General features: G+C 33.7%; 28 protein-coding genes and 1 pseudogene. 9 read left to right on the top strand and 20 right to left on the bottom strand.

Annotated features, from left to right (window positions below):
- The first annotated feature begins 16 nt into the window (after nucleotides 1-16).
- A complete protein-coding gene (locus ORL93_RS02765; protein ID WP_158319624.1) occupies nucleotides 17-166 on the top strand; it encodes a hypothetical protein in 150 nt (49 codons plus the stop codon).
- 295 nt (nucleotides 167-461) lie between these two features.
- Here the strand turns inward: ORL93_RS02765 and ORL93_RS02760 are convergent, their stop codons facing one another.
- A complete protein-coding gene (locus ORL93_RS02760) occupies nucleotides 462-1,310 on the bottom strand; it encodes an endonuclease I family protein (protein ID WP_003198008.1) in 849 nt (282 codons plus the stop codon).
- Nucleotides 1,311-1,422: 112 nt separating this feature from the next.
- Nucleotides 1,423-2,844 carry a zinc dependent phospholipase C family protein gene (locus ORL93_RS02755; protein WP_003198006.1) on the bottom strand — a complete coding sequence of 474 codons (1,422 nt, stop codon included), beginning with the start codon at nucleotides 2,842-2,844 and terminating at the stop codon, nucleotides 1,423-1,425.
- Between the two features lie 211 nt (nucleotides 2,845-3,055).
- Here ORL93_RS02755 and ORL93_RS02750 point away from each other — a divergent pair, with 211 nt between their 5' ends.
- Nucleotides 3,056-3,259 (top strand): hypothetical protein, encoded by a 204-nt coding sequence (locus ORL93_RS02750; protein ID WP_018780664.1) that lies wholly within the window; start codon nucleotides 3,056-3,058, stop codon nucleotides 3,257-3,259.
- Between the two features lie 151 nt (nucleotides 3,260-3,410).
- Here ORL93_RS02750 and ORL93_RS02745 read toward each other — a convergent pair whose 3' ends face one another.
- The gene (locus tag ORL93_RS02745) at nucleotides 3,411-4,271 is read right to left on the bottom strand and encodes a DegV family protein (protein ID WP_006095090.1); all 861 of its coding nucleotides are present in this window, start codon (nucleotides 4,269-4,271) and stop codon (nucleotides 3,411-3,413) included.
- Nucleotides 4,272-4,534: 263 nt separating this feature from the next.
- Here ORL93_RS02745 and ORL93_RS02740 point away from each other — a divergent pair, with 263 nt between their 5' ends.
- On the top strand, nucleotides 4,535-4,966 hold the full coding sequence (locus ORL93_RS02740) for a GNAT family N-acetyltransferase (RefSeq protein WP_003198003.1): 432 nt from the start codon (nucleotides 4,535-4,537) through the stop codon (nucleotides 4,964-4,966).
- Between the two features lie 110 nt (nucleotides 4,967-5,076).
- On the opposite strand, the gene ORL93_RS02735 is transcribed toward ORL93_RS02740, so the two are convergent.
- Nucleotides 5,077-5,475: a YxeA family protein gene (locus ORL93_RS02735; RefSeq protein ID WP_018765696.1), complete on the bottom strand. Its 399-nt coding sequence runs from the start codon at nucleotides 5,473-5,475 to the stop codon at nucleotides 5,077-5,079.
- Nucleotides 5,476-5,767: 292 nt separating this feature from the next.
- Here ORL93_RS02735 and ORL93_RS02730 point away from each other — a divergent pair, with 292 nt between their 5' ends.
- The gene (locus tag ORL93_RS02730) at nucleotides 5,768-6,088 is read left to right on the top strand and encodes a hypothetical protein (RefSeq protein WP_003197999.1); all 321 of its coding nucleotides are present in this window, start codon (nucleotides 5,768-5,770) and stop codon (nucleotides 6,086-6,088) included.
- Between the two features lie 57 nt (nucleotides 6,089-6,145).
- On the opposite strand, the gene ORL93_RS02725 is transcribed toward ORL93_RS02730, so the two are convergent.
- The 5 genes from ORL93_RS02725 to ORL93_RS02705 form a co-directional block, all read right to left on the bottom strand.
- A complete protein-coding gene (locus tag ORL93_RS02725) occupies nucleotides 6,146-7,681 on the bottom strand; it encodes an MDR family MFS transporter (RefSeq protein ID WP_265958587.1) in 1,536 nt (511 codons plus the stop codon).
- 23 nt (nucleotides 7,682-7,704) lie between these two features.
- Nucleotides 7,705-8,412, bottom strand: coding sequence for a hypothetical protein (locus tag ORL93_RS02720; protein ID WP_018780666.1), 708 nt, complete (start codon nucleotides 8,410-8,412; stop codon nucleotides 7,705-7,707).
- A 25-nt stretch (nucleotides 8,413-8,437) separates the two neighbouring features.
- Nucleotides 8,438-9,148, bottom strand: a complete 711-nt coding sequence (locus tag ORL93_RS02715) for a polymer-forming cytoskeletal protein (protein ID WP_006095093.1) — start codon at nucleotides 9,146-9,148, stop codon at nucleotides 8,438-8,440.
- A gap of 13 nt (nucleotides 9,149-9,161) precedes the next feature.
- Entirely contained in the window at nucleotides 9,162-9,785 is a 624-nt protein-coding gene (locus ORL93_RS02710) for a YhbD family protein (protein ID WP_018780667.1), read from the bottom strand.
- 161 nt (nucleotides 9,786-9,946) lie between these two features.
- Nucleotides 9,947-11,737, bottom strand: coding sequence for an ABC transporter substrate-binding protein (locus tag ORL93_RS02705; protein WP_006095094.1), 1,791 nt, complete (start codon nucleotides 11,735-11,737; stop codon nucleotides 9,947-9,949).
- 48 nt (nucleotides 11,738-11,785) lie between these two features.
- Between ORL93_RS02705 and ORL93_RS02700 the strand changes: the two genes are divergently transcribed.
- A complete protein-coding gene (locus ORL93_RS02700) occupies nucleotides 11,786-12,991 on the top strand; it encodes an MDR family MFS transporter (protein WP_018780669.1) in 1,206 nt (401 codons plus the stop codon).
- Nucleotides 12,992-13,189: 198 nt separating this feature from the next.
- Nucleotides 13,190-13,552 (top strand): hypothetical protein, encoded by a 363-nt coding sequence (locus tag ORL93_RS02695; protein WP_018780670.1) that lies wholly within the window; start codon nucleotides 13,190-13,192, stop codon nucleotides 13,550-13,552.
- A 246-nt stretch (nucleotides 13,553-13,798) separates the two neighbouring features.
- Here the strand turns inward: ORL93_RS02695 and ORL93_RS02690 are convergent, their stop codons facing one another.
- From ORL93_RS02690 to ORL93_RS02640, 10 genes and pseudogenes are all read right to left on the bottom strand, one after another.
- Nucleotides 13,799-14,194: a hypothetical protein gene (locus ORL93_RS02690; protein WP_003197987.1), complete on the bottom strand. Its 396-nt coding sequence runs from the start codon at nucleotides 14,192-14,194 to the stop codon at nucleotides 13,799-13,801.
- 95 nt (nucleotides 14,195-14,289) lie between these two features.
- Nucleotides 14,290-14,538, bottom strand: a complete 249-nt coding sequence (locus tag ORL93_RS02685) for a GlsB/YeaQ/YmgE family stress response membrane protein (RefSeq protein ID WP_003197984.1) — start codon at nucleotides 14,536-14,538, stop codon at nucleotides 14,290-14,292.
- Between the two features lie 207 nt (nucleotides 14,539-14,745).
- A pseudogene (locus ORL93_RS02680) lies at nucleotides 14,746-15,468 on the bottom strand (nucleoside hydrolase); the annotation flags it as partial.
- A 243-nt stretch (nucleotides 15,469-15,711) separates the two neighbouring features.
- Nucleotides 15,712-16,437 carry an ABC transporter permease gene (locus tag ORL93_RS02670; RefSeq protein WP_018780671.1) on the bottom strand — a complete coding sequence of 242 codons (726 nt, stop codon included), beginning with the start codon at nucleotides 16,435-16,437 and terminating at the stop codon, nucleotides 15,712-15,714.
- Complete coding sequence (locus ORL93_RS02665; protein ID WP_265958586.1) at nucleotides 16,434-17,162, bottom strand: ABC transporter ATP-binding protein; 729 nt, start codon at nucleotides 17,160-17,162, stop codon at nucleotides 16,434-16,436. Before ORL93_RS02665 ends, ORL93_RS02670 begins: the two co-directional genes overlap by 4 nt.
- A complete protein-coding gene (locus ORL93_RS02660) occupies nucleotides 17,162-17,632 on the bottom strand; it encodes a DUF3021 domain-containing protein (RefSeq protein ID WP_144568741.1) in 471 nt (156 codons plus the stop codon). The genes ORL93_RS02665 and ORL93_RS02660 overlap by 1 nt, the downstream gene beginning before the upstream one ends.
- A gap of 12 nt (nucleotides 17,633-17,644) precedes the next feature.
- On the bottom strand, nucleotides 17,645-18,085 hold the full coding sequence (locus ORL93_RS02655) for a LytTR family DNA-binding domain-containing protein (RefSeq protein ID WP_003198186.1): 441 nt from the start codon (nucleotides 18,083-18,085) through the stop codon (nucleotides 17,645-17,647).
- A gap of 422 nt (nucleotides 18,086-18,507) precedes the next feature.
- Entirely contained in the window at nucleotides 18,508-18,699 is a 192-nt protein-coding gene (locus ORL93_RS02650; RefSeq protein ID WP_003198184.1) for a YvzF family protein, read from the bottom strand.
- 69 nt (nucleotides 18,700-18,768) lie between these two features.
- Nucleotides 18,769-19,554 carry a class I SAM-dependent methyltransferase gene (locus ORL93_RS02645; RefSeq protein WP_033671902.1) on the bottom strand — a complete coding sequence of 262 codons (786 nt, stop codon included), beginning with the start codon at nucleotides 19,552-19,554 and terminating at the stop codon, nucleotides 18,769-18,771.
- A 70-nt stretch (nucleotides 19,555-19,624) separates the two neighbouring features.
- Complete coding sequence (locus ORL93_RS02640) at nucleotides 19,625-20,212, bottom strand: hypothetical protein (protein ID WP_006095101.1); 588 nt, start codon at nucleotides 20,210-20,212, stop codon at nucleotides 19,625-19,627.
- Between the two features lie 231 nt (nucleotides 20,213-20,443).
- On the opposite strand from ORL93_RS02640, the gene ORL93_RS02635 reads away from it, so the two are divergent.
- Nucleotides 20,444-21,646 (top strand): MFS transporter, encoded by a 1,203-nt coding sequence (locus ORL93_RS02635; RefSeq protein WP_265958582.1) that lies wholly within the window; start codon nucleotides 20,444-20,446, stop codon nucleotides 21,644-21,646.
- Between the two features lie 32 nt (nucleotides 21,647-21,678).
- Here the strand turns inward: ORL93_RS02635 and pduL are convergent, their stop codons facing one another.
- Nucleotides 21,679-22,248, bottom strand: coding sequence for a phosphate propanoyltransferase (pduL, locus tag ORL93_RS02630; RefSeq protein ID WP_018780675.1), 570 nt, complete (start codon nucleotides 22,246-22,248; stop codon nucleotides 21,679-21,681).
- Between the two features lie 182 nt (nucleotides 22,249-22,430).
- Here pduL and ORL93_RS02625 point away from each other — a divergent pair, with 182 nt between their 5' ends.
- Together ORL93_RS02625 and ORL93_RS02620 are read left to right on the top strand one after the other, a co-directional pair.
- Nucleotides 22,431-23,630 (top strand): LL-diaminopimelate aminotransferase, encoded by a 1,200-nt coding sequence (locus ORL93_RS02625; protein ID WP_097794926.1) that lies wholly within the window; start codon nucleotides 22,431-22,433, stop codon nucleotides 23,628-23,630.
- Between the two features lie 72 nt (nucleotides 23,631-23,702).
- Nucleotides 23,703-24,110 carry a 3-hydroxyacyl-ACP dehydratase FabZ family protein gene (locus ORL93_RS02620; RefSeq protein ID WP_003207393.1) on the top strand — a complete coding sequence of 136 codons (408 nt, stop codon included), beginning with the start codon at nucleotides 23,703-23,705 and terminating at the stop codon, nucleotides 24,108-24,110.
- The last annotated feature ends 29 nt before the right edge of the window (nucleotides 24,111-24,139 follow it).

Below are 24,139 nucleotides of genomic sequence, written 5' to 3'. Positions count from 1 at the left end.
AAAAACTCTAAAACTTTTGCACCAGAATCAAAAAGAGAAAGGTATCATACAAGAAGAATCGCTACACCATATTTCACCGCTAGGATGGGAACATATTAACTTCCTTGATGAGTATAAATTTAAGCAATCAACCACTTTAGAATCATTACGGCCACTTCGAAAGTAAAACATAAAAGCCGAATTCCTTAACGAGGGAAAGTCAGCTTTTTCTCTTCTAAAAAATGTATTAGCGTGGGTTTTATGTCATTTGGTTGGCGGGACCCCATGTCCATCAACTTAAGAATTTTATAACACCCCTAAAACAAAAAATTGTACATTTTCACCGGGAGATGCCAATTTTCTCGTTTTGGGGTATTTGCTTTTCTTAGGTTGATTGTGATGGGAGTAAACGCCAAAAAAGGAGTGATTCTTATGATCACTCCTTTCTACTTTAAAATTTACCCAGGTATGATTTTACTTATTTATTTCCAAATTTCATTTGCCCATTCAGGATGATCAATAAATGGATTACGATTATGTTGATATTTTGTAAAAATAACTTCATTACGCTTTCGTTCCAAATCATCGACAGGGTCTTGTTCATTCCATTTTAGTAAAACAGATAGTTTCCCCATATATGGATCTTTATTGTTATTCACTTTTTCATTAAGCTCTAAATCTACTTCGCCATTGTCTCCTTCATAACGAACAGCCATGTAAAATAACATTCTAGCAATATCCCCTTTTACACTATCACGAGGTTCCCAAGAATCACTATCGTATTTACATTCTGTTGCTTCTGAATGACTCACACCGCCATTATCAAAATCCAAATTCCCACGTGAACTATTGACAGATACATCCGTAGCTCTTAAATGGTGAAGGTCCGTTCCTGGTCCTGCAGCTGTCCCAAAATCACCGTGAGATTTTGCCCAAACATGCTCTCGGTTCCAATTATCGACCCCTGAACCATTTGTAAATTTCCCTTGCGAACGTCCTGTATATAAGAGAAGAACATTGTTTTTATTATTTGGATCTTCATCAGTATCTCTTAGTGCTTCCCAAACCGCACTGTATGATATCTTTGTATGATTATCAATAATATTATGAAGCTCCTTTTTTAATTCTGAACCCGCTTTTCCCTTTGCGCTATTATAATATGTATCATCATAATTTTTTACAGTAACCTCTTGTGTTAAAATCATCTCTGCTTTCGGAGACGCAGACACTACTTCAGCATATGTAGTATCTGTAAATGATAAGGACGAGGAACCTAAAATAAAGAATGAAGAAATAGCAACCATACTTAGTTTTATTTTTTGAAATGGCATATACACAAATCCCCTTTAAAATTAGATGCTAGTTAATGAACAAAAAACTCATTCTAAATACATGAAGTATTATTAAAATATATAAATTTTTCTTTCTCTCTTCTAGGAAATCCTATTCAGCCTGTATAAATTTCCATGCTTTTGGTTGATCCGTTTTCTTTCCTAACACAATCCAGCTCTTCCCTTTACCATTTTCTTGATAATTTACTGGGTATCCATCTGTATATAGGTAATATTCAGCTGAATTATTCGGATTTGGATACACTTTAAACTGTGCAGTATTTGCTTTTTGTTTCGCAAGATGTACCCAATTTGTCATGTTGGAGTAATTAAGAAATACGTAATTATCATAGTTGGATTGCGTCATTTTCAGCAGTACACTTTCTCCGCGATGGAGGATTCCATTATTCTCTTTATCAAATACAAACTGAACAGGTGTACCGTGAACTTTATTATCATCTACATGATTAGATAATAGTGCGTAATCATTCGCAGCATATACTTCAAAGGTCAAACCTCTATTTAGAAACTCACTTGGTACTACGAAGTATTTTTTATTATCTTGTATTGCTTCTCCTTTAGAATCTTTTACTATCGTATTTTCAATATCTTCAGCAGCAGTATTTCCAACAAATGTGTTAAACCATAAATGAATAAATCCCGCTGTATTTCTTTGAGCTTTTTCTAAACTTCTCTGAACAGCTGGCATAACTTCTTCTTGCCAAAGAGCATTGTTTCCTTTATTATAGTGAGATTTAATCTCGTCATTGGTAATGTTCCCGATTTCCACTTTTGCGAGTTTCGCTGTTTCATGGATCCACTGTTTTGGATCATTAGAATTCACTAAATTATATACGCCCTCACCATCAGATACTTCATACTGTGTCTGAATTGTCGTCACATAATTTTCAAAAGCGCTATGAAACTTTAAAGCACTCATGTCGACGGCTGTAAAATTAGCAGCATGCATTGGCTGAGTAGCATCTGTGAAGTAGTGCGTCGCAACACCTAAATAATAAAAAGCTTGTTTTCGGTCATCCTTCTTAAAGTATTCACCTGCTAATTTAAAATATTTATCTCCTTGCGAGAGAGCTGTTGGTTCTTCTTCTCCTTTATAGTTCTTTCTCGTATCAGGATCGTAGAAGTGAGATTTCCATCCTCCCTTAATTAGCCCATCAATGCCTATCGTACCTGTACCGCCATCGTTAAATTCATCAAGGTAATCGGCATCATAAAGACCTCTTTCAAATAACTCCTTATATTCAGGAGTATTTAAAAATTGTAATTCATTTGCTTGAACCGTCTTATCTTGATTACGACCCATAATTTGAATTGCGTTTCGTGCAATCCATAAATGTGTGCTTTCATTAGGATGGTGCGGATGCTCCGCAGACCATCTTTTCACACGTTTGTGCTCTTGGTTTTCCTGTTTCATTACTTCGTCAATTCCACAAGCATATGTTTCTGTTGGAATTGTCATTGCAATAGAAGATATTGCTGTTACAAAAGCTAGTGTACATAATTTCTTTTTCATACGATTCTCCTAAATTTCAATTTCATCAATAACGTAAACGATTTTACTTTTAAACAAAAATACCCTTCCACATTAAAAATGTAGTTTAATAATAACCTATATATTTCAATTTTTTTATGCAATTATACATATTTAGTTGCTAGCTAAAAAGACTACAGTTTATCGATGATTGAAATCAAAAATATTTATTAAATAAGAAAGAGGGACGAATATGATTTTGAGAACAAATGACAAAAAGGCGCGAAAAACAGTAAGATATGTTGCAGAATTTGTTATACTTTTAATACTAGTATCCTTTATATATCAATGGAATAACGGTTTAGAGATTGATACGACTGAGAGAGTTTCTTTCATACTAGTTCTCACTAGTTTCCTTTCTACCTTCTTGCCTGTTAGAAAAAAAGCTAGTGAATAATAAAAAAGTTACGTCTGCTACTGTAAATCGTTTGTATTACATATATTCTTTATTGCATTTGATATATTAATTCCTCCTACGATGTTATCCTCATCTATTTCGTACAAAGCTATGATTGTAAAAAAAAAGATTGATCAAAAAGATCAATCCTTTACTCTACTTCATTTAAGAAGAACAATGTTAAAACACCTGGTCCTGTATGCGCACCGATTGCTGCTCCAATTGTATTTACAATAAACACATCACAGCCAAATTTTTCAGTAATTAACGCTTTTAATGCATTCGCAGTTTCTAAATCATCACCATGTGTAATGCCAACTGTTTGACCTTTAAGGTCTTTTCCTCGCTCTTCCATTATATCGACAATTCGGCCTAAAACTTTCTTTCTACCTCTAATCTTTTCAAGTGGTACAAGCTTTCCTTCTTCCACATTTAGAATCGGCTTAATATTTAATAAACCACCAATAAATCCAGCTACCTTACTTAAACGACCACCTCTAACAAGATACTGCAAATCAGCAACTGTAAAGATATGCTCCATATGTTTTGTTAGAAAAGCAATTCGTTTCAAAATTTCTTCTTTGGATGCACCTTCTTTAGCCATTTTCGCAGCTTCTAATACAACAAGACCTTGACCAAGTGAAGCGCATTTTGTATCAATAATTTCTAAATCGAAATCTGCATATGTTTCTTGTACTTCTTCTTTAATCACTACTGAAGATTGATATGTACCAGAAAGTTCAGAAGAGAAAGCTACATATATACAAGGTGTACTTTGCTTTGCATATGTAACGAACTTTTCTTGGAATGTTTCTAATGATGGCAGCGATGTCTTAAATACCTCGCCTTCTCTCATCTTTTGTAATAATTGAACCGAATCTAATGTTACTCCATCTAAATACTCTGTTTCTGCCTCATCATATACACGGAGTGGAATCAAATCTATATCATAAGCTTGCAGCAATTCTTTTGGTAAATCAGCAGCACTATCCGTAATGATTTTAACGCTCATTTTTAAACCTCTATTCTATTATAAGTATACTAAAATAAGAACAATTACCTTTAAATTATATACGTAAAACACTTATGAAGAAAGAGAAAGTATTATTAAACTATTCTATATTCTATGCGTGGAATGTGGAGAAATTAACTTCATGATCAAATCAATTTCTCAAACGAGTTATATCTAATTGAACCAAGTACCATTATTTCATTACAAATCATTTTGTTTCCTATACAATAGAAATATCAGAATTTTTCAAGGAGTGTATTTTTATGAAAATAAAATTTGCTTCACCAGAGGATTTAGAATGGATTAACAGTCAGTATAAATCAGTTGGATTTGTGCCAAGTGATTTAAAAAAAGATAAAGTGGCAATTGTGACATACAACGGAGAATATGTTGGACTTGGACGTTTAGTTAAAATTGATCAAAGCACGTTAGAAATGGGCGGTATTTATATACTTCCTAAATTCAGGGGCTATAAATTAGCAGGCGATCTCCTTTCTTTCTTAGTAGACGAAGCAAAGCAATCCAATGTACCTAATATTTATTGCATTCCTTTTGAAGAACTGGCAGCTTTTTATAAAAAATATGGTTTTAAAGAAATTAATACTGATCAAGAGGGTGTTCATCCTACTGTATTAAATAAATACAATTGGTGTTTACGGGAATATGATAAAAATGTTTTGTTGTTTAAATTATAAGCACTTTTAAATTCAAACTTCATTTCATACCATTATTTTCTTCTTCAAACAAAAAGGCAGCATGTACAATTATACATGCTGCCTTTTCATCTATGAACAATCCTTATATATTAGTTTTTATCCATCTGCTTTAGTGCTTTTTTAGGAATTTCATTTTGTTGGACTTCTTCATATGTTGAAATCCCTTTATATCCCTCACTATTTGGTTCATCAAATACATACACACGTAAAAAAGCATTTAGCTTTAAATTTTTATTAGCATCGAACTTAATACTCGTCTTATTTCCATCTTTATCATATGCAATTACGTTATACTCGTAACGCTTCCAAGTAGGATCATCTTTATCTACCTGATATTCTTTTCCGTTCTCCGTAATATGAACATACATTTTATCTTTGCCCAATTTTTGCTTCATTTCAGCTAAATCCCAATCAAAGCTTACAAAAGCAGTCATTAAAAGACCTAATAATACGAGAAAAGCAATCAAAGTTATTAACAGTTTCTTCATGTTTTCAACCTCTTGTTTTAATAGTATGTGACACCTCGTATACTATCAGAAACCTTATGATCTATTTATCTATTTTCCTTACAAAAACCTTACACTTTTGTAATAAATTCGAACCAATTTTGAATTAGCAAGGATTTCCTTTCCCTTCACTGAATAGCACTTCTCCTACCCGAACTTTTGGATGCGAATATTATAATTGAGAATGATAATAAGGAAACAATTTCATCTTTCCACTAAAAAACGTTATAATAAACTGTAGCCTCTACGATTACGTTATAAAGGAGATTAAAAAATGGCTAAAATTAAAGTGTATCAAGTAAAAGAAGAAAATATGGATGCAGTAAAAAACATCATTGATGTTGAAGAACAAAACCCATCTACTGCAGATTTACAAAATCTATACACATGTGTATTAGATACAGAGGATATGGCATTGCCTGAATCATATATCGAAGAAGATATTTTAATCGATTCTATTGAAGTAATGGTAAATGTGTCTCAAAATAAATTAAGAGACCTAGGCACATACGATGTAATTGAAGTACAAAACAAAGGTAAAAAAACACAGATTTTATTATTAGCAGACGAAGAATATGAAGTAATCGAAGGTTAATTTGTAAAGTTACATACAAAAAAGCTCCTTTCTATTTGAGAAAGGAGCTTTTTTCTTCTATGCTTTTGATGTTTCAGCCTTTATCTTACCTTGTTCTTTCTTATATACCATTCGTTCATTCCCCATAAAGAAAATAAACACGAATGCTAAACCTGCTGGAACTAACGCCCACATAAAAGTATGAACGATAGAACTTGAAAGGGCTTCAATAATTTTATCTAATATTTGTGGCGGAATTTGAGATCTTGCGCCTTCTGAAAGAATTGCTCTTGAATTCCCTAGAGCGTTGCTATTTATTCCGCCATCCATTCCTTTAAATGCTTCTTCTAATTGATCTTGAAAACCTGTTCTTTGAATCATACCAAATATTGTAATCCCAAGGGTCATTCCTAATGAGCGGATAAAGTTACTCGTTGAAGTTGCTGATCCCCTCTGGTTCATACCGAAATTATGAATTGCAGCCATACTTAATACAGAGAATGAGAAACCTACGCCAAAACCAATAATAATCATACAAATGGTTAACCATACACGGCTCGTTTCTGGTGTTAATGTACTTAATAAGAACAATCCACCAAGCATAATCACAGCTGAAATAATCATGATATTACGGTAACTTAGCTTTGACGTTAAAAATCCACCTAACTGTGCTGTAACTACTGATCCTAACATCATTGGCAATAGTAATAAGCCAGAATTCGTTGCCGATCCGCCATATACACCTTGAATGAACAAAGGAATATATACAGTTGCTGACATAAAAGCAGCCCCGTAAAATAAAGCGATAATTGTACTCATCCCGAATAAGCGCTGTTTAAACATTTCAAACGATATGATAGGTTCTACCACTTTTCTTTCAATAAAAATAAACATAATAATTAAAATAGCAAATGCCGCAAATAAACTTAAAATAAAAGTAGAGTCCCAATCATACTTCTGTCCACCAAGTTCTAATGCGAACATTAAACAAACAACTGCACCGACTAGTGTAATTGCACCAAACCAATCAATCTTTTGTTTTTGATGAACGCGCGATTCTTTATAAAAGAATACAATAAAAATAAGTGATAGAATACCAAGCGGTAAGTTAATATAAAACACCCAGTGCCAGCTAATGTAGTCTGTAATATATGCGCCAAGTAAAGGACCGAAAATACTAGATAATCCAAAGACCGCACCAAATAATCCACCCATTTTCCCGCGCTTTTCGGGCGGAAAAATATCAAAAACAATAGTAAAGGCAATTGGAACAAGTGCCCCGCCACCAATACCTTGGATCGCACGATAAATACCTAACTGCGTAATATTTTCTGCGGTACCACAAAGTGCCGAACCAATCATAAAGACAATTAAGCCGAAAATAAAGAATCTTTTTCTACCATACATATCTGATAGTTTTCCGAAAATCGGCATTCCTGCCATTTCTGCTACCATATACGCCGATACAACCCAAACAAAGTTTTCTAATCCGCCTAAATCGCCAACAATTGTTCCCATCGCTGTAACAACAATGGTATTATCCATTGATGCCATTAAAATCCCTAGCAATAAACCAGCAACTACAAAGCTAAGTTTACTATTCTTTGCAACCATATATCTTGCTCTCCCTCTTACAACTATATTTGTTTATGTTCTTTTACAACTGATTTGCCTTTTTGATTAAAGCTAGTATGATATTCAACAACACTTATTTCACAGCCAGGGCCAATTGTAACATTGTTCCCCCTCACTACTTCAGCTATTGTATGCTCTAAATAAATGTCATCACCTTCAATAATTGATGTTTGAAGATTACCAGTATGACTTGTAAAAGGAATAAATCTAGCTTTTTTTCGTACTGTAATCTTTTTCCCACCAATTTCTCTTACTTTACTTCCTTCATAACGCAAGATAATGTTAATATTTTCAGCATTTAAAAGCCCTTCACTTTCAAGACCACCCGTTAATAAAAATTCTTCAACTTCAATATCTTCTTTTACAGTCAGCCCTCCTTTAATGTCCACAAAGTTTCCGAATAACTTTCCATTCACTTCGAACATTCCTCGAATTTTTATTTTGTTAATGTGACAATCATTCTGCACTTGTGTATTACCATATACTTTCACATACTCAGCATGCAAACCACCTTGTACTTCACTATCTCCATACACAATATATGAATTTGTCGTCATATCACCACGAACATCGCTCGTTCCATATGCTTTAAATTCATTGCAGTTCACATCATTTGAAATTGTTCCTTCTCCTCGAATTTTCACCTTATTATAGATTCCACCTGATGAACTACCAGAACCATTCAATGTAAGACTATTTCGCTTTTCCATTTACATTCCTCTCTCTATAAAAAAATTAAACTTGCTGAATTTCTTTTACTTTTGCATTTTTATCGACATGAAGAACTCCCGTATATTCTATAAGTCCAATCTCACAATTCGGCCCCACTGTAACATTGTTACCTCTTACAGTTTTAATTTGCACGTAATCAATATCAATATTGTCACCTTCTAACAATTCAGCTTCTAAATGTGATCCAAACACCGTTTTAAAAAGCCCACTAAATGCTGTTGGTCTGTGTCTTACTTTAATTGTTTGACCACCTATTTCTTTTACTCTACATGTACCATGAATATCGATGTCAATTTCATCTGCGCTTAGTAAGCCACCAATTGTGAATTGCCCTTCTGACGAAAAGATATCTACTTCACAATTACCGTCAATAGTCGCTTGCCCACGGATTTTAAGCTCTTCTCCTGTCAAAGTACCACCAATTGTTCCTTTTCCAGCAATCTTTAAATTGTTAGCCTTTACATCTTTTGTAATCGTTGCTTTTCCATCAATTCGCATATTTTCAGTGCTTACTGTACCGTCAACTTTACCGGATCCACTAATTTTTGTGTTCTCGCTTTTTAAATCACCATTTACACTACCTGACCCATTACATTCAAATTCATCACAGTCAATATTTCCATTAACAGTTCCTTTTCCATTTAACTGTACTTTATGGAACTCTCCACCATTTGAAGAACCATAGCCATTTATAATTAATTTTTCTGTATGCATTATTTCTCCTCCACTACAATAGTTTTGATTTTAATGCTTCTGTATATTGCATGATTGTTAAACGTACGACTATCTTCGTACCTTTTTCAAAAAATAGATCTTCCACATTTGAAACTAAGAGACATGTAGCAATACCTAGTTTTCGAACCACAACTAATTCACTATTCTTTTGTTTCATGATTTCATAGTGCTCATGCAGCACTTGTAGTATCATCTTACCTTCTTCTAAACTAATTTCTCCAGATTGCAGTAATTCTTCTAAAATGTATACATAGAGAATATCAACAAATTGAAATTCTACCGGTTTATTCGTTTGTTCTATAAAAAACTGCACAACCGGTTCGGAGGCAATACCCTTTCGTATCATGTCTTCTTTCGTTAAAGAAACCTCTGTTACACTTGGTGAAAACATATTCGCTAATTCATCTAGAGACAAATCCTCTTTCATTGTTTGAATTTTATCAATACGTTCTAATATCTTTTCTTTCGGAAAAAATGTTTCTTGCCCTGTAAAAGTTGATTTTCTTACAAACCAATCTTCTGGTATTAAATTCTTTCTTTTCCACCTATATAGCTGTCCGTATGAAATACCAGTCAGTTCTAATAAATCCTTTTTTGAAATTAAATCCGTACTCAACTGTATAACACTCCTTCCTGATAACAATGTAACATAACACTGTTACACTGTAAATGGGTGTTTATAAAAAATGTGCGAAACAACGTTCAAAATCAAAATGTAATTCCATACAAAAAGGCCCTTTTGATTTTTCAAAAGAACCTTTATTAAATGCTTATATATTAAGGTTTAAACCATATATTATAAAAATCAATCCAACCTTGAGCGTTGATGATTATATTTTGTACTTTTTCATGTGTACGTATGTGTTGTTTATTACGATATAAAGGAACAATATGAATATTACGTAACAATGTGTCCTCTATATCGCGTAACAGTGTAATTCGCTTTTCAAAATTAGGTTCAATAAAATATGAATGTAATTGCTCATTAAAATCCAGAGAGCTATGCTGATAAATAAAACTATTTTTTGAAAGAAACATATATAGAAAACTGCTTTCTGTTTGCTCGCTAATGGTAGCACTATCATGAATGATATCTGCTTGCTTTATCATTTGAACCTGTAATAATTCCTGTGTATCAAGAAAAGCTATTTCAATTACAATTCCATATTTGGCACATTCTTTTTGAATCCAATATGAATCTTCTACATGATCTTGTCCTTTAAATGTGTATAAATTTAATATTTCATTATTATACTTACTATTTTGAACCAAGATTTGAATATCCTCTTTTATTCTTGGCATAAAAAAATTCGTCAATAATAATTCCCCTGCTACCTCGCCACGCTCTCCCTCTAACTCACCTATTATTTTGCTGCTATGAATAATTTTATACAACGCTTTGCGAAATGTAATATCTTGCATAGGTCCTTGTTTCTCAGTGTTTAACGTTATATATGTTACATTGGATTCCAGTATAGAAAGTTCCTTATGATACTTTTCTAATTCTTTATGTTGCGCCTTTACGAAAACATCATATGTATCAATACTTTGTGGCACATTCCATAATTCAATCCGATCGAGAAAGGGTCGTTCACGAAAATACAAATCATGAGCTTCTAATACAAAAATAGACTCATTATTTTCACACAGTTTAAACGGTCCTGTTCCAATTAATTTGTCTTCCTCATCTTCCATTACAATAGAACACTGTTCTGAGCTTAAAGCATGTAATAACAATTGATTTTCCGTATGCAAGTGCATTTCTACAATATATTCATTTACAATACGAACACTTTCAACATGTTGAAGCATCCATGAATACGGATTATCCTCTTTATTCATAAACCTACCAAATGTATATACAACATCATGAGCTGTAAATCGTTTTCCATTATGAAATCGAACCCCCTTTCGTAAATAAAAAGTCCATAGTTTTAGATTGTCATTATATTCCCAATGAAAAGCGAGTCTCGGTTCTATTGTATTTGTGCTCTCATTAACATAAATAAGCGTGTCATATAGATGTTTTACCATATGACACTCCGAACGCATTGTAGCATATACAGGATCTAAAGAAATTTTCAGGTTCATTTCAACTTGTAAACGCAGTACATCTTGTCTTCCTCGAGAAGTCATTTCAATTTGATAACCAAATATCGAATCTATCCAAGCTTGGAATTGTTTTTCTAATATGGGGAAATATGAGCTATATTGCTCAACAAATGCTTTTCCACCCTTTACATCCCCTTGTTTCGTTATTTCTTTCCCCTGTTCTAAAATTAAAGAAATAGGATTTTTTTGAAACGATAACTTTGATCGATTCCCTCTTCCGCGTCCTGGAAACCAACAAATCCACGCTAACTCTTCTAATTTTTTTATAATAAATTTACTATTACGATCCGTACAAAACAATGTTTCCGATATATTTTGTAATGATATTTCTATTTTTTCTTCCTCTGTTCTCCCTTTTCCATACTGGACCCACAGCTGTATGTACTGCTCCAAAATAACCATACTTTTCCCCCTAAAAGATGAAAAATCTCCTTCTTTCATTCTACCCTTTTTCATTTCTTGCTTCTATCTTAAGATTTCTATATAGAAAGGGGGAAATGAAGAATGAATCATCTTATAAAACGCTATAATAAACCAATCCGGATTCGATTATTAGGTGAGTTGTTAACTAGAACAACTGAGGCCATGTTAGCAATTATTTTTATTGTCCATGTCAATAAAGCACTAGAAGGTAATGTGATTATGACAATGCTTCTGTTTGGATTGCAGCCACTTTCTGATATTGTGTTCACAATCATTGCTGGAGGTGTAACAGATCGCTACGGTAGAAAGAAAATTATGTTACTCGGATTATTCGTGCAAGCAATTGCAATAGGCGGATTTGTTTTTGCTGAATCAGTCCTATTCTTTGCTTTGTTATATGTAATGAACGGTATTGGCCGCTCCTTATATATTCCTGCTCAGCGTGCACAAATTGCCGATTTAACTGAACAAAAACAACAAGCTGAAATATTCGCTGTTCTTCAAACAGTAGGAGCTATCGGTGCTGTGATTGGTCCATTCATCGGTGCCTTTTTTTACAATAGTCACCCTGAATACTTATTTGTCATTCAAGCTGTAACTCTCCTGCTGTATGCCATTCTCGTTTGGACACAACTGCCAGAAACAGCTCCAATCATTCAAACTAATGAAAAATCAGCACAAGTAACAACACGTACACAGTTTATTTTTAAGCATTATGCTATATTTGGACTCATGATATCTACTCTTCCGATTAGCTTTTTCTATGCCCAAACTGAAACAAATTATCGTGTATTCGCAGAAGATATCTTTCCAAATTTCTTATTTGTTCTCGCATTTATCTCGACTTGTAAAGCTGTAATGGAAATCATCCTGCAAGTTGGTCTTGTCAAATGGTCTGAACGATTTTCAATGCCTAAAATAATTGTAATTTCATATATTTGTTATACATTCGCTGCTATTGGTTATGGTTATTCTACAACATTATGGTCACTCTTCTTCACATTGCTTTTCCTGACAATTGGTGAAAGTATTGCTTTAAATCACTTACTACGATTTGTTTCCAGAATAGCACCAAGTCACAAGCGGGGATTATATTTTTCTATCTACGGCATACACTGGGATATTTCTCGAACGTGCGGTCCTGCTATAGGTGCAGTTATATTAAGTCATGTAAACGGCAGTACCCTATTTTATATTTGTGCCTGCTTATTAATAATTGGTGGAATCATTCAAACTTATTTTGTATATTCAGTAGAGCGTAATAAATCAAAAGAGCTGTTCTTATAACAGAACAGCTCTTTTTCTTATATCAACTACCCTGCCATATTATTAACACTGTCCTCTGTGGAAAACTCTACATGTATATATTCTTTATTCATAATTTCTTCCTTAAAACATATCCCATTTATTTGTTATACTGAATAGATAATAGGAAAATTTTACTGGGTTTGATAACCATTTTATTCACTTTAAAGGAGAGGTATAATGAATAAAGCTATCGACATACAATATCTGTGTCATTTAATATATCAAACATTTTCAATTCCTGTTCATTTTTTATCTACAAATAATGATATCTTATATGAATTTATTTCTAACGATAGTTGTAGTCCTTTTTATTCCTCTAAGAAAGAACAACTAAATGACCTTTATCAAAAAAATGATCCCTATAACTTTCCACTCATCAAGATCAATCGTTATCTAGAAAATTTTGTTTTAATTCACATAGTAGATCATGAATACATGGAAGGAACTCTTATCATTGGCCCTTCTGCATACCCACGTTTATCAGAAGATATGGTTATTGAACTCATGAATGAATTTGCACACAATTGCAATAAAGGCTGACTTCTAGTGCACTCTTTCACTCGGTTATGTTGGATAATTTTTATCTTTTACAAGTAAAAAGCTTCACTTTTCAAATGTCCGAAGAAACTTTTTCATGGTATGGATGCTCCTTTGAGCAGATATCCTCCTTCTCTACTAATAAATTGTTATTTTTTTAGATTTCTGCTAACAATTTGTATAACCATTTTTGTGAAATTTATCCAAAATAAAAAAGCCGCCCTATTAAAGGCAGCTTTAGCTATGTATTTATACTTCAATACTTTTTCCATCTTCAACGATGTGGTAAAGTAAATGAGCTAAATGATGAATTGGACCATATTCTTCCTCTTCTTCATCTGTTTCACCTTGGAATTCAAGGTCATTTAAGTAAAGTGCTAAAAATTGATAGAATAATTTCAAATCAAATCCGTAGCAAGCACTTGGCTCTTCATGATCTCCTTCATATTGCAACATTAAGTATTGTTCATTGCCTTCTGCATCTTCTGCATCAAAGAATACAAAGAAACCAACATTTGTATCTAGATCAAATAGATGACGAGTACCGTTTTCTGTTACTTTATTGAAGTCCTCTTCACTTAACTTATGTACTGTTGTTGCTTTTGCATTGTCTTCTTGATGAAAGTTTACTGTAAATGATTTCAATGCTTACACCTCCTGATTGTATAACAGTAGCATAACAGATTAGGACAAATAATACAAAAATGGATCGCTGACAATTTTCAGCGATCCACCTAATTTCATTTTCGCATTGCACGCAGTAATAAGCTGACAATAAAAATTAAAACAATGGCACCAATTAATGCTGGAATAATTGCATACCCTCCGATAACCGGTCCAAACGTACCCAATAACAATGTTCCAAGCCAAGAACCGATTATCCCAGCAATAATATTTCCAATCACACCACCAGGTACATCTTTACCAACGATTAAACTTGCTAGCCATCCTAAAATACCACCAACAATTAAAGACCATATAAATGCCATATCACTATACCTCCTTAATTTTACAAAACAAAAATAATTCCTATAAATTATTGCTTACCATTAGTTATGCTACTATTTTTGATAAGTTATACCTTAAATGCCACGTATAGCTTTTTATACAATTGAATTAGTACAGTTTTGTATCCATTCAAAATAAATTATTTTTCCAAACCATATTATTCCTCGATGATCTCATAGCCTTATTCCCTAAGAACAATCTGGTTTCAACATTGTTCTCATAAATTTTTTTAAAACGTTTGATAGTTAAAATCAATGGCCATTCTTTGTACAGACCGATTATCAAATCTTATGGGTTCAGCAATCTTTCTAAAATCAGCTACACTTTGTCCTCGAGTTTCGTCATTTGTTGTACTTATCCATACAGCAGACTTTTTATATTCAAAGATATTATCATTCATTAATGAAATAAACGGTAATAAATCATGAATGGGACTTCTACCAATTCCACGGTATTCTTTTTTATAAAAGTTCTCATAATAAAAATCAATCATTGGCTTAATTAGTTTTGCTAGCCCTGTTCCCTTTTCATTAATAATGTTTCCATTTCAGGAGTAATAAGTGCCTGCTGCGTTACATTTAACGGATAAACACTAACATTCTTGGCATATTTCATGACAATATTAGTTGCAATTGGATCTCCATAAAGTGAACCTTTAATCAGTGGGGATTTTCTTCATCCCCCTCTGATTATTAGTTGAACGAATCGGGCTTTTATGGGCAGTTGGTTCCCCACCTAACTTCTTTGCTTTCGCTGAACTTTGAGGTGGGGGTCTTACTGCCCGTTAATGCGGGGTAAAAGTTAGCTTCTGAAACAGGAGTAACATTACCTGGAAATAAAAATGCGCCACCCATTATATAATAAGCGCATACTTGGTCCATTACATCTGGATACAAAAGAAATAATATTGCATGTTTTATCGGCATAAATTAAAGCAACTGCATCATCGATACCCAAATCTCCAAAAAAGATTTTTTATTAACTCCTCTCACCCTCCTCATCATTTTCTACTATTATTATTATGCGAAAAAGACAAGGCGGTGAAACAGTATCAAATAAAAAAACCGCCTATTTACTGGCGGTTATATGGAGATAATAAAATTGTTTATATTTTATTCAACTATCGTGTATTTTTCACTATGAATACAATTTATTTACCTTTTCATTTTCCTCTTAAAGCCCAAAACAGCGATTACGAAGATAATGATTATATAACCAACTACCCATAATAAAGGTACAACAAGATCACCATATTCACCAGATAAAGCAAATCGTGTAGCATCAACCGCATGAGCAAATGGCAATGCATAACCGACTGTTTTAAACGTACCACCAATCATATCTAACTTAAACCAAGTGCCACTTAACCATGTTGTAAGATTAACAAAAATCGCAAAAATCCCACCAACTTGCTTATCCGTAAAATACGTACCAAGTAGTAGACCAAATCCAATATAAAGCATTGCAATGATAATGAGTAGAATAGTGGCACCTAATACATTCGCATTAAATGATAGACCTAAGAAGAATGCTGAAATAAAGCAAATAACAATTTGAAGAATGGCAACCGGTAATAGTGGAAGAGCGTACCCAGTAATATAATCAGAGGCAGACATAGGGGAAGCAAAAATCCGCATTAAAAATGAACTGCTTTTATCCTTACCAATCAGCATCCCTGAAAATAACGTAATAAAAGAAAAACTGAAAACGATTACACCTGGCGTTAAGTTTTCTATATGATAAAGGTCCAAAGGCATATTTTTCTGCATGATTGAAAAAAGACACATAATAATAACCGGAAGCACAATCCCAAAAAGAAGCGTCAGAGGATCTCGTAAAATCTCCTTACGATTACGTGAAGCAAATGCTAAATATCTCATAGTCCGCCTCCCTCTTCAGTTAGTGTAAGGAAAATATCTTCTAAAGAAGATTGTCCCGTATTTTCTTTTAACTCATCAATCGTTCCAAGTGCATGCAATTTACCACCATGCATAATACCGACGCGATCAGCAAGTGCGTCTACTTCTTCTAGATAGTGCGTCGTTAAAATAATCGTGATTTTACCCTTTAATTCAAGTAGAGTCTTCCACAGATCATGTCTAGCACGAATATCAAGTCCTAGTGTTGGCTCATCTAAAAAAATGATTTGGGGAGACGAAATAAGTGCCATCGCAATGCTTAGCCGGCGCTGCAACCCACCTGATAATGTTTTTGCTTTATTTTTTGCTCGCTCCGAAAGTCCAAACTTTGTCATCATTTCCACCGCTTTTTGCTTAGCCTCTTGCTTATTGCTTCCATAGATACTCGAGATGAATTCTAAATTTCCCTTTACAGAAAGATTCGGAGCTACCGCAGTTTCTTGCGGAGAAATGTTTATTTTTTGTTTTACTGCCGTAGGGTTTTTGATGATACTATCTCCTAACATCAGTGCATCGCCACTTGTAGGTGTAAGTAAGCAACTAAGCATTTTAATCGTTGTTGTTTTTCCAGCAGCATTTTGCCCTAAAAGTGCGAAGAATTCTCCCTTCTTAATCGTCAGTGAAAGATTGTCAACAGCTGTGCGCTCTTTAAATTTTTTCGTTAGATTTTTTATAATTATGGCCATTATTCATCACTTCTCCCTTCAAATTGCCTTGATTGAATCGCAGCATTAATTTTTTTTATATCATTCTTTGAAATCATGTATTGAATAGCCCATGTGATGACATACGTACCTAAAAAACCAATAAAAAAAATCAGTGTGCCTATAGATGTTTTGGGCATCCACAGTAGCGTTACAATCGGCCCCCATACTAGTGCTGTTATACAAAAATGAACGATGTACTGTTTTAGTAGACTCCACTTCACTATGTCAAAAACAAGCGAACTTGTAGCGAATGTGACCCCAATCAGCCCTGTTAACAGTATTTGTACCGTGACAGCTGACATCTTACTAACAAATAAAGAGCGAAACTGTTCCACAACTGGCATATATTCTCCTTGACCTAATGGGAGCGAAATAAGGAGTTGTACGATTTGTCCAATAATCACACCGATAACAAAACCACCAACAACTCGACTAATTATATTTTTCAAGATATTTTCACCTCATATTCCGAACAGTTTCTTAATTTTTGAAACATAGCGTCGAGAAGCATACGTTTTGATATTCCCTGTTAATGACACGCCAATTGTTCCTGTCATACTAATATCCATATTCGTAATCATTTTAATGTTAACAATCTCTGAATTTGAAATACGAACAAAAAATTGACTATTTAATTTCTCTTCCAGTTCATATAACCTTGAGCGAACGGTATAAATACCAGCAGCGGTTTGGAGAAATACCTTCTGTTTCTCTGTATAGATTCTAACGATATCTTTACATTCAACAATTTCAACACCTCTTTCTGAAAATACAGCTAATGAATCCATATGAGTCTCCGATAGTCGCTTCATAATATCAGATATCTCATCTGTCATTTTATCCGTTAGAATGATAATTTTCGGCTCTTTATAAGATGGATCAATCGACACTTCAAACTTCACTTCACCACTTCCCTTTCACTCGCTCTAAATATAAAAGCTATTTAAGTTACTGTAAATGGATTTTCGATAACCGGTTGTTTTCACACGATAACTGGTCAAAAAACAAATATAACAATTAGATACTCCAGGAACATATTCTTTCTTTACAATAAATAGGCACACAAAACAGATCTTCTGTGTGCTGATTCAACTTATGTATTTCTAAATAAAAATCAATTTATTAAATTATTTTTTCATATAGATGTATAGCTTATATAGGAAGGAACGAAATATTCAAAATACTTTTTCATTAAAAAATTCTCCCCTATTAATTAAATAACTTTTTACATTTCTATTATACATGAATAGAAAAAACGACACTGTATTTTGTGTCGTTTCGGCTCTCTATCATTAAACAATTTTATTGTTTTTAAAGGACTTTATTATTTGTGAACAGCATTTTCCATCTTTTTATACGACAAATATGCTAATACATTCTTACTTGTATCATATTTAGGATTGTTTCCTTTTTTCGGCTCTCTAACATGTGTCTTTTCAAACCCAGGAATTTCAGGCATTTTCTCCAAAAATTCAACAATCTCTTTTTCCGTTCCCTCAACGCGTACACGAATCATTGTTATTACTCCTCAATTCTCTATTTCTCTGTACTAAGTATAGCGTACTGAGAAAAGACTGCAAGAAAATTATCTTTTTAGCGTTGAACTTTTATGACATACAAACAGTGCCATCTCCGTATAAAATGATTCTACTTTATTATTGTTAAATTGTATGTTGAAGAACTCCTTCATTTCATTTGACGCTTTCATCATACAATCCGTTAACTTGGAGCGTGTTGGCGATGGGACATCCATCATGTTACACCACCAATCAAAATTAAATTGTTTTTCAAATGTGAAACATGATTGCATTTGTAAACCTTGCTTTTCTAATAATGAAATCCACTCTGTTTTTCTAAGCGCTCTCCTGTGACTTGGATCTCGCTTTTTCTCAATAAAATTATAAAATGTATCATATTCTAGGTTTTCTGGGGAGACATTATCAATTAATATAAATAATCCGTTCTCTTCTAACTTTCGATGTACTTCAAAAATAAATTGAGAAGGGTTTGAAAAATGATGCGCTGCAATGCGACAAATAATCGTATCAAACGATTGATTAGAAAAGGGTAAATCCTCTGCATTTCCTACTACAAATGATACATTTTCATGTCCGTTTGTCTGGATAAATGCTTTCGCTTTTTCTAACATTTTTTCTGTTAAATCGAGCGCAACAACCTCTTTAAATATCGGGGCTAATAAATTAGCAACATGACCGCCACCTGTAGCGATATCAAGAAGACGAATATTTTTACGATTTTTTACTTGTTGAACGACATACTGTAAATCTGGTCCTTTTGCATGAATTTGACTATTCACATACTTTTCAGCATTACTACCAAATTGTGTTTTCACAAGTTCTTCGTTACTCATTTCAACCATCTTCTTTCTACATATATTTACATATTCTTTTTCAGCAAGAATATATAAATATCCTCTTTATTCAATGAACTAAGCACTCTATTTCCTTCCGATTTTCTTCTTGTTTTATATATTTACATACATTTATACCATATGCTTGTACAATGAAGGGAAGTGACAATACAAATAGTTCTTTTAACACATTCTCTTCGTATTCATCAACCCAATCCTTTGTTTCTGTACAATAATTAAAAATCAACGTATAGAAACTTCCGCATTCAATTTCTGTTTTACCTACACCTATTTCTCTTAATAACTCTTTACATAATAACGAATGTCCATCAATAAAGCGTGGAAAGTAATAAGCATAAATCATTTCACGACACTTCTCCCTAATCATTTCCTCAAATTTAATATAGTATATTCTACTTTCAAAATAGAACGCTCCTCTTGTTTTCCCACTATACTCGCGTAAAAAATCTCCAATTGTATCATACGTATAGCCTTCATGCGTTTGATTCATATGTACTAAAATACCACTAGAATTCACCATATATTTTGGGACTGATATGTAATAATAGACAATCCAAAAACAAAGCTTTGCTATTATTTCCTCTTCCTGCTTCTCTAAAAACTGGTCGAACAATTTTTTGAAAAATTGTTGAATCATAAGTATCCCTCCCTCGTACATTTTAAATTTATTCCAATTTATTTTCTAATATGTAAATTTGATTTTTTAGCTCTATAAAAGCAACGTTTTATCCAAATCAAAAAGATTGAACTTTCATTATCAAACACGTAATATAGACTCTGACTCTAAAAAATAATGATTCAAATGTATGAATGAAGAGGAGGATTTATATACGATTTTTCCTATTTTATAAGACTGAGAGGTTTTGTTATGTGGCGTAATAAAAATGTCTGGATTGTTCTAATCGGTGAGTTTATCGCTGGGCTTGGTTTGTGGCTTGGGATTCTTGGCAATCTAGAATTTATGCAGAAGTATGTACCTTCTGATTTTATGAAGTCGGTTATTTTATTTATTGGATTATTAGCCGGTGTTCTTGTTGGTCCGATGGCTGGTCGTGTTATCGATCAATACGAAAAAAAGAAAGTCCTTCTTTATGCTGGTTTCGGCCGTGTTATCAGTGTTATTTTTATGTTCTTCGCTATTCAATATGAAAGTATCGCCTTTATGATTGCCTTTATGATTGCCCTTCAAATTTCAGCGGCTTTTTATTTCCCTGCATTGCAGTCTGTTATTCCGCTTATTGTTCGTGAACATGAACTATTACAGATGAATGGTGTCCATATGAATATCGGAACAATCGCTCGTATTGCTGGAACCTCACTAGGTGGTGTTCTTCTTGTCGTTATGAGTTTACAGTACATGTACGCGTTCTCAATGGCAGCATACGCTTTATTATTCCTTTCGACCTTTTTCCTACAATTTGAAGATCAAAAATCAAATACATCAAGTAAAAAAGCAGCAAAAGATAATAGCTTTATGGAAGTATTTCGGATTTTAAGAGGAATCCCAGTTGCATTTCGGGCACTTATTTTAAGTATTATTCCCCTTTTATTCATCGCTGGTTTCAATTTAATGGTTATTAACATTAGCGAAATGCAACATGATCCGACAATTAAAGGGTTTATTTATACCATTGAAGGTGTGGCTTTTATGTTAGGAGCTTTCGTAATTAAGCGTTTATCTGATCATTTCCCACCTGATAAATTACTTTATTTCTTCGCCTTCTGTACTGCTTTTGCGCATCTCTCATTGTTCTTTAGTGATGTGAAATGGATGGCACTTGTATCATTTGGTCTATTTGGATTTAGCGTTGGCTGTTTCTTCCCTATCATGTCAACAATTTTCCAAACAAAAGTTGAAAAAAGTTATCATGGACGTCTTTTCTCATTCCGTAATATGTTTGAAAGGGTAATGTTCCAAATTGTCTTACTTGGAACTGGATTCTTCTTAGACACAATTGGGTTACGATATATGGTTCTTATTTTTGGCGCTATTTCATTATTAATTATTTTCATGTCGTTATCAAAGCACAAGCAGGCAAGTAAAAACATTTCCCAAGTATCGAACATGTAAAATCCATCTCCAAATTGAGATGGATTTTTCTCTTATTGTAAGAGATGACCTAAGTCTCCTGTTGTTATATTCCCACTATTTGCTTCATCTGTATCAATATGCATATCTAAGGCGTATGTATCTTTTACACGAATTAACACTTGATTAAAAATCAATCCTCTGTTTCCTTCTACTTTCACACTTGCATATTGTCCATCTTTCACTTGAAATTTTTCAGCATCTTGAGGTGTCATATGGATATGGCGCTCAGCGATGATTACACCTTTTTCAATTTTTAAAGAACCCTTTGGACCAATAAGAGTAATCCCTGGTGTTCCATCAATATTGCCTGATGCTCGAATCGGAGCATCCACTCCTAATTTACGTGCATCTGTTTTTGAAATTTCAACCTGTGTAAACTTTCGAATAGGACCAAGGATACGGACTTTTGGGATTTCCGCCTTTTCAGTCTTAATCGTTACTGTTTCTTTCGCTGCAAACTCTCCTGGTTGTGAAAGTTCTTTTGCAACCAGGAGCTCATATCCTTCCCCAAAAAGTTTTTCTAAATCTTCGCTTGTCAGATGGACATGCCGATTTGATACACCAATTGGAATTTGTTTCACCTTTAACACCTCTTCATTATGTGGTAGTATTCATACTCTTTAGCCTTCCCTTCTTTTTCTTTTTACACAACTGCGTTTTGAATTCTGACTCAAAAGTGATAAAATATAATTATGTGTTTTCAGAATAATAAAAGAATATAAAATTCAGAAAATGAAAGCACAGTTTTTTAGGAGGGGTTTTGATGACTTATACGTTAGCAGCTAGAATGAAAGCATTTCAATCTTCTATATTCAGTGAATTAGCAGCTTATAAAAAGGAAAAAATTGCAGCAGGTCACAAAATGATTGATTTGAGTATCGGCAATCCAGATATGCCTCCTGCTGATATTGTAAGAGAAGCTATGGTACATACAGCAAATGAAAAAGAAAGTTACGGTTATACTTTAACAGGTATTCAAGAATTTCATGAGTCAGTAACTGAATATTACGATAACAATCACAATGTTAAATTAGATCCAAACAATGAAGTTTTATTATTAATGGGTTCCCAAGATGGACTCGTTCACTTGCCTATGATTTTTGCAAATCCAGGTGATCTTATTTTAGTACCTGATCCTGGATATACAGCATATGAGACGGGTATTCAAATGGCAGGTGCAAAGCCTTACTTCATGCCTTTAAAGAAGGAAAATGATTTTTTACCTAATTTACAAGACGTTCCTGAGGAAATTGCTAAACAAGCAAAAATGATGATATTAAACTTCCCTGGAAATCCAGTTCCGGCAATGGCTCATGAAGATTTCTTCAAAGAGGTCATTGCATTCGCAAAACAGCACAATATCATTGTGGTACATGATTTCGCCTATGCAGAATTTTATTACGATGGAAAGAAACCAATCAGTTTCTTATCTGTTCCTGGCGCCAAAGAAGTTGGTGTTGAAATTAATTCCCTATCCAAAAGCTATAGCTTAGCTGGTAGCCGTATTGGTTATATGATTGGAAATGAAGAAATTGTAGGTGCACTAGCGCAATTTAAATCAAACACAGACTACGGCGTGTTCTTGCCAATTCAAAAGGCCGCATCAGTTGCCTTACGTAAAGGGGCCGATTTCTGCGCCAAAAATCGGATTATCTACCAAGAACGTAGAGATACTTTAGTTGATGGATTTGCTTCTTTCGGATGGCATGTTGATAGACCAGCTGGTAGTATGTTTGTTTGGGCTGAAATCCCAAAAGGCTGGACCTCATTAGACTTTACCTATGCACTAATGGATCGTGCGCATGTTGTTGTAACCCCTGGTCATGCTTTTGGACCACATGGTGAAGGATTCGTTCGTATCGCACTTGTCCAAAATAAAGAAGTGTTACAACAAGTTGTTGAAAATATTGAAAATAGCGGTATTTTCTCTCCCGAAAAAGCAGATGCATTAGTCAATAATTAATTACAAATCCCCTGCTTATTTTTAGCAGGGGCTATTATTTTCCCATTTAAGGAGTAAAGATCGGAGACCTTTATGAATATCAAAAATATTAACGATACACTTCCTCATCGCTACCCATTTTTAATGATTGATAGAATCACAGAAATTGAAAATGAAAAATCCGTAAAAGGATATAAATTAATCACAAGTAACGAATGGTTTATAAATCCGAATCAAAACAGCATGCCACACATGCTAATTGTAGAGGCCCTTGCACAGCTTGGAGCATTTGTAGGAACAAGTGAGTCTACCGGATTAGGATTCCTCTCCTCATTAGACGGTGTAACATTTAATGGCACTGCTATACCTGGTGACAAGCTAGATTTACAATATGAAGTTCTGCGGAATAAACGAGGATTTGTTCTGGGGAAAGGAATTGCTTCTGTAAACGGAAAAACGATTGTTACAATCGAAAAATTACTAGTTTATATCACAAAATAAAGGTTTTATTATAACTATACAATGACAAG

Source organism: Bacillus sp. DHT2 (genome assembly GCF_026241455.1).
GTDB lineage: Bacteria > Bacillota > Bacilli > Bacillales > Bacillaceae_G > Bacillus_A > Bacillus_A pseudomycoides.
The sequence above is the reverse complement of the archived record's forward strand: the minus strand, read 5'-3'. Positions and strand labels throughout refer to the sequence as shown.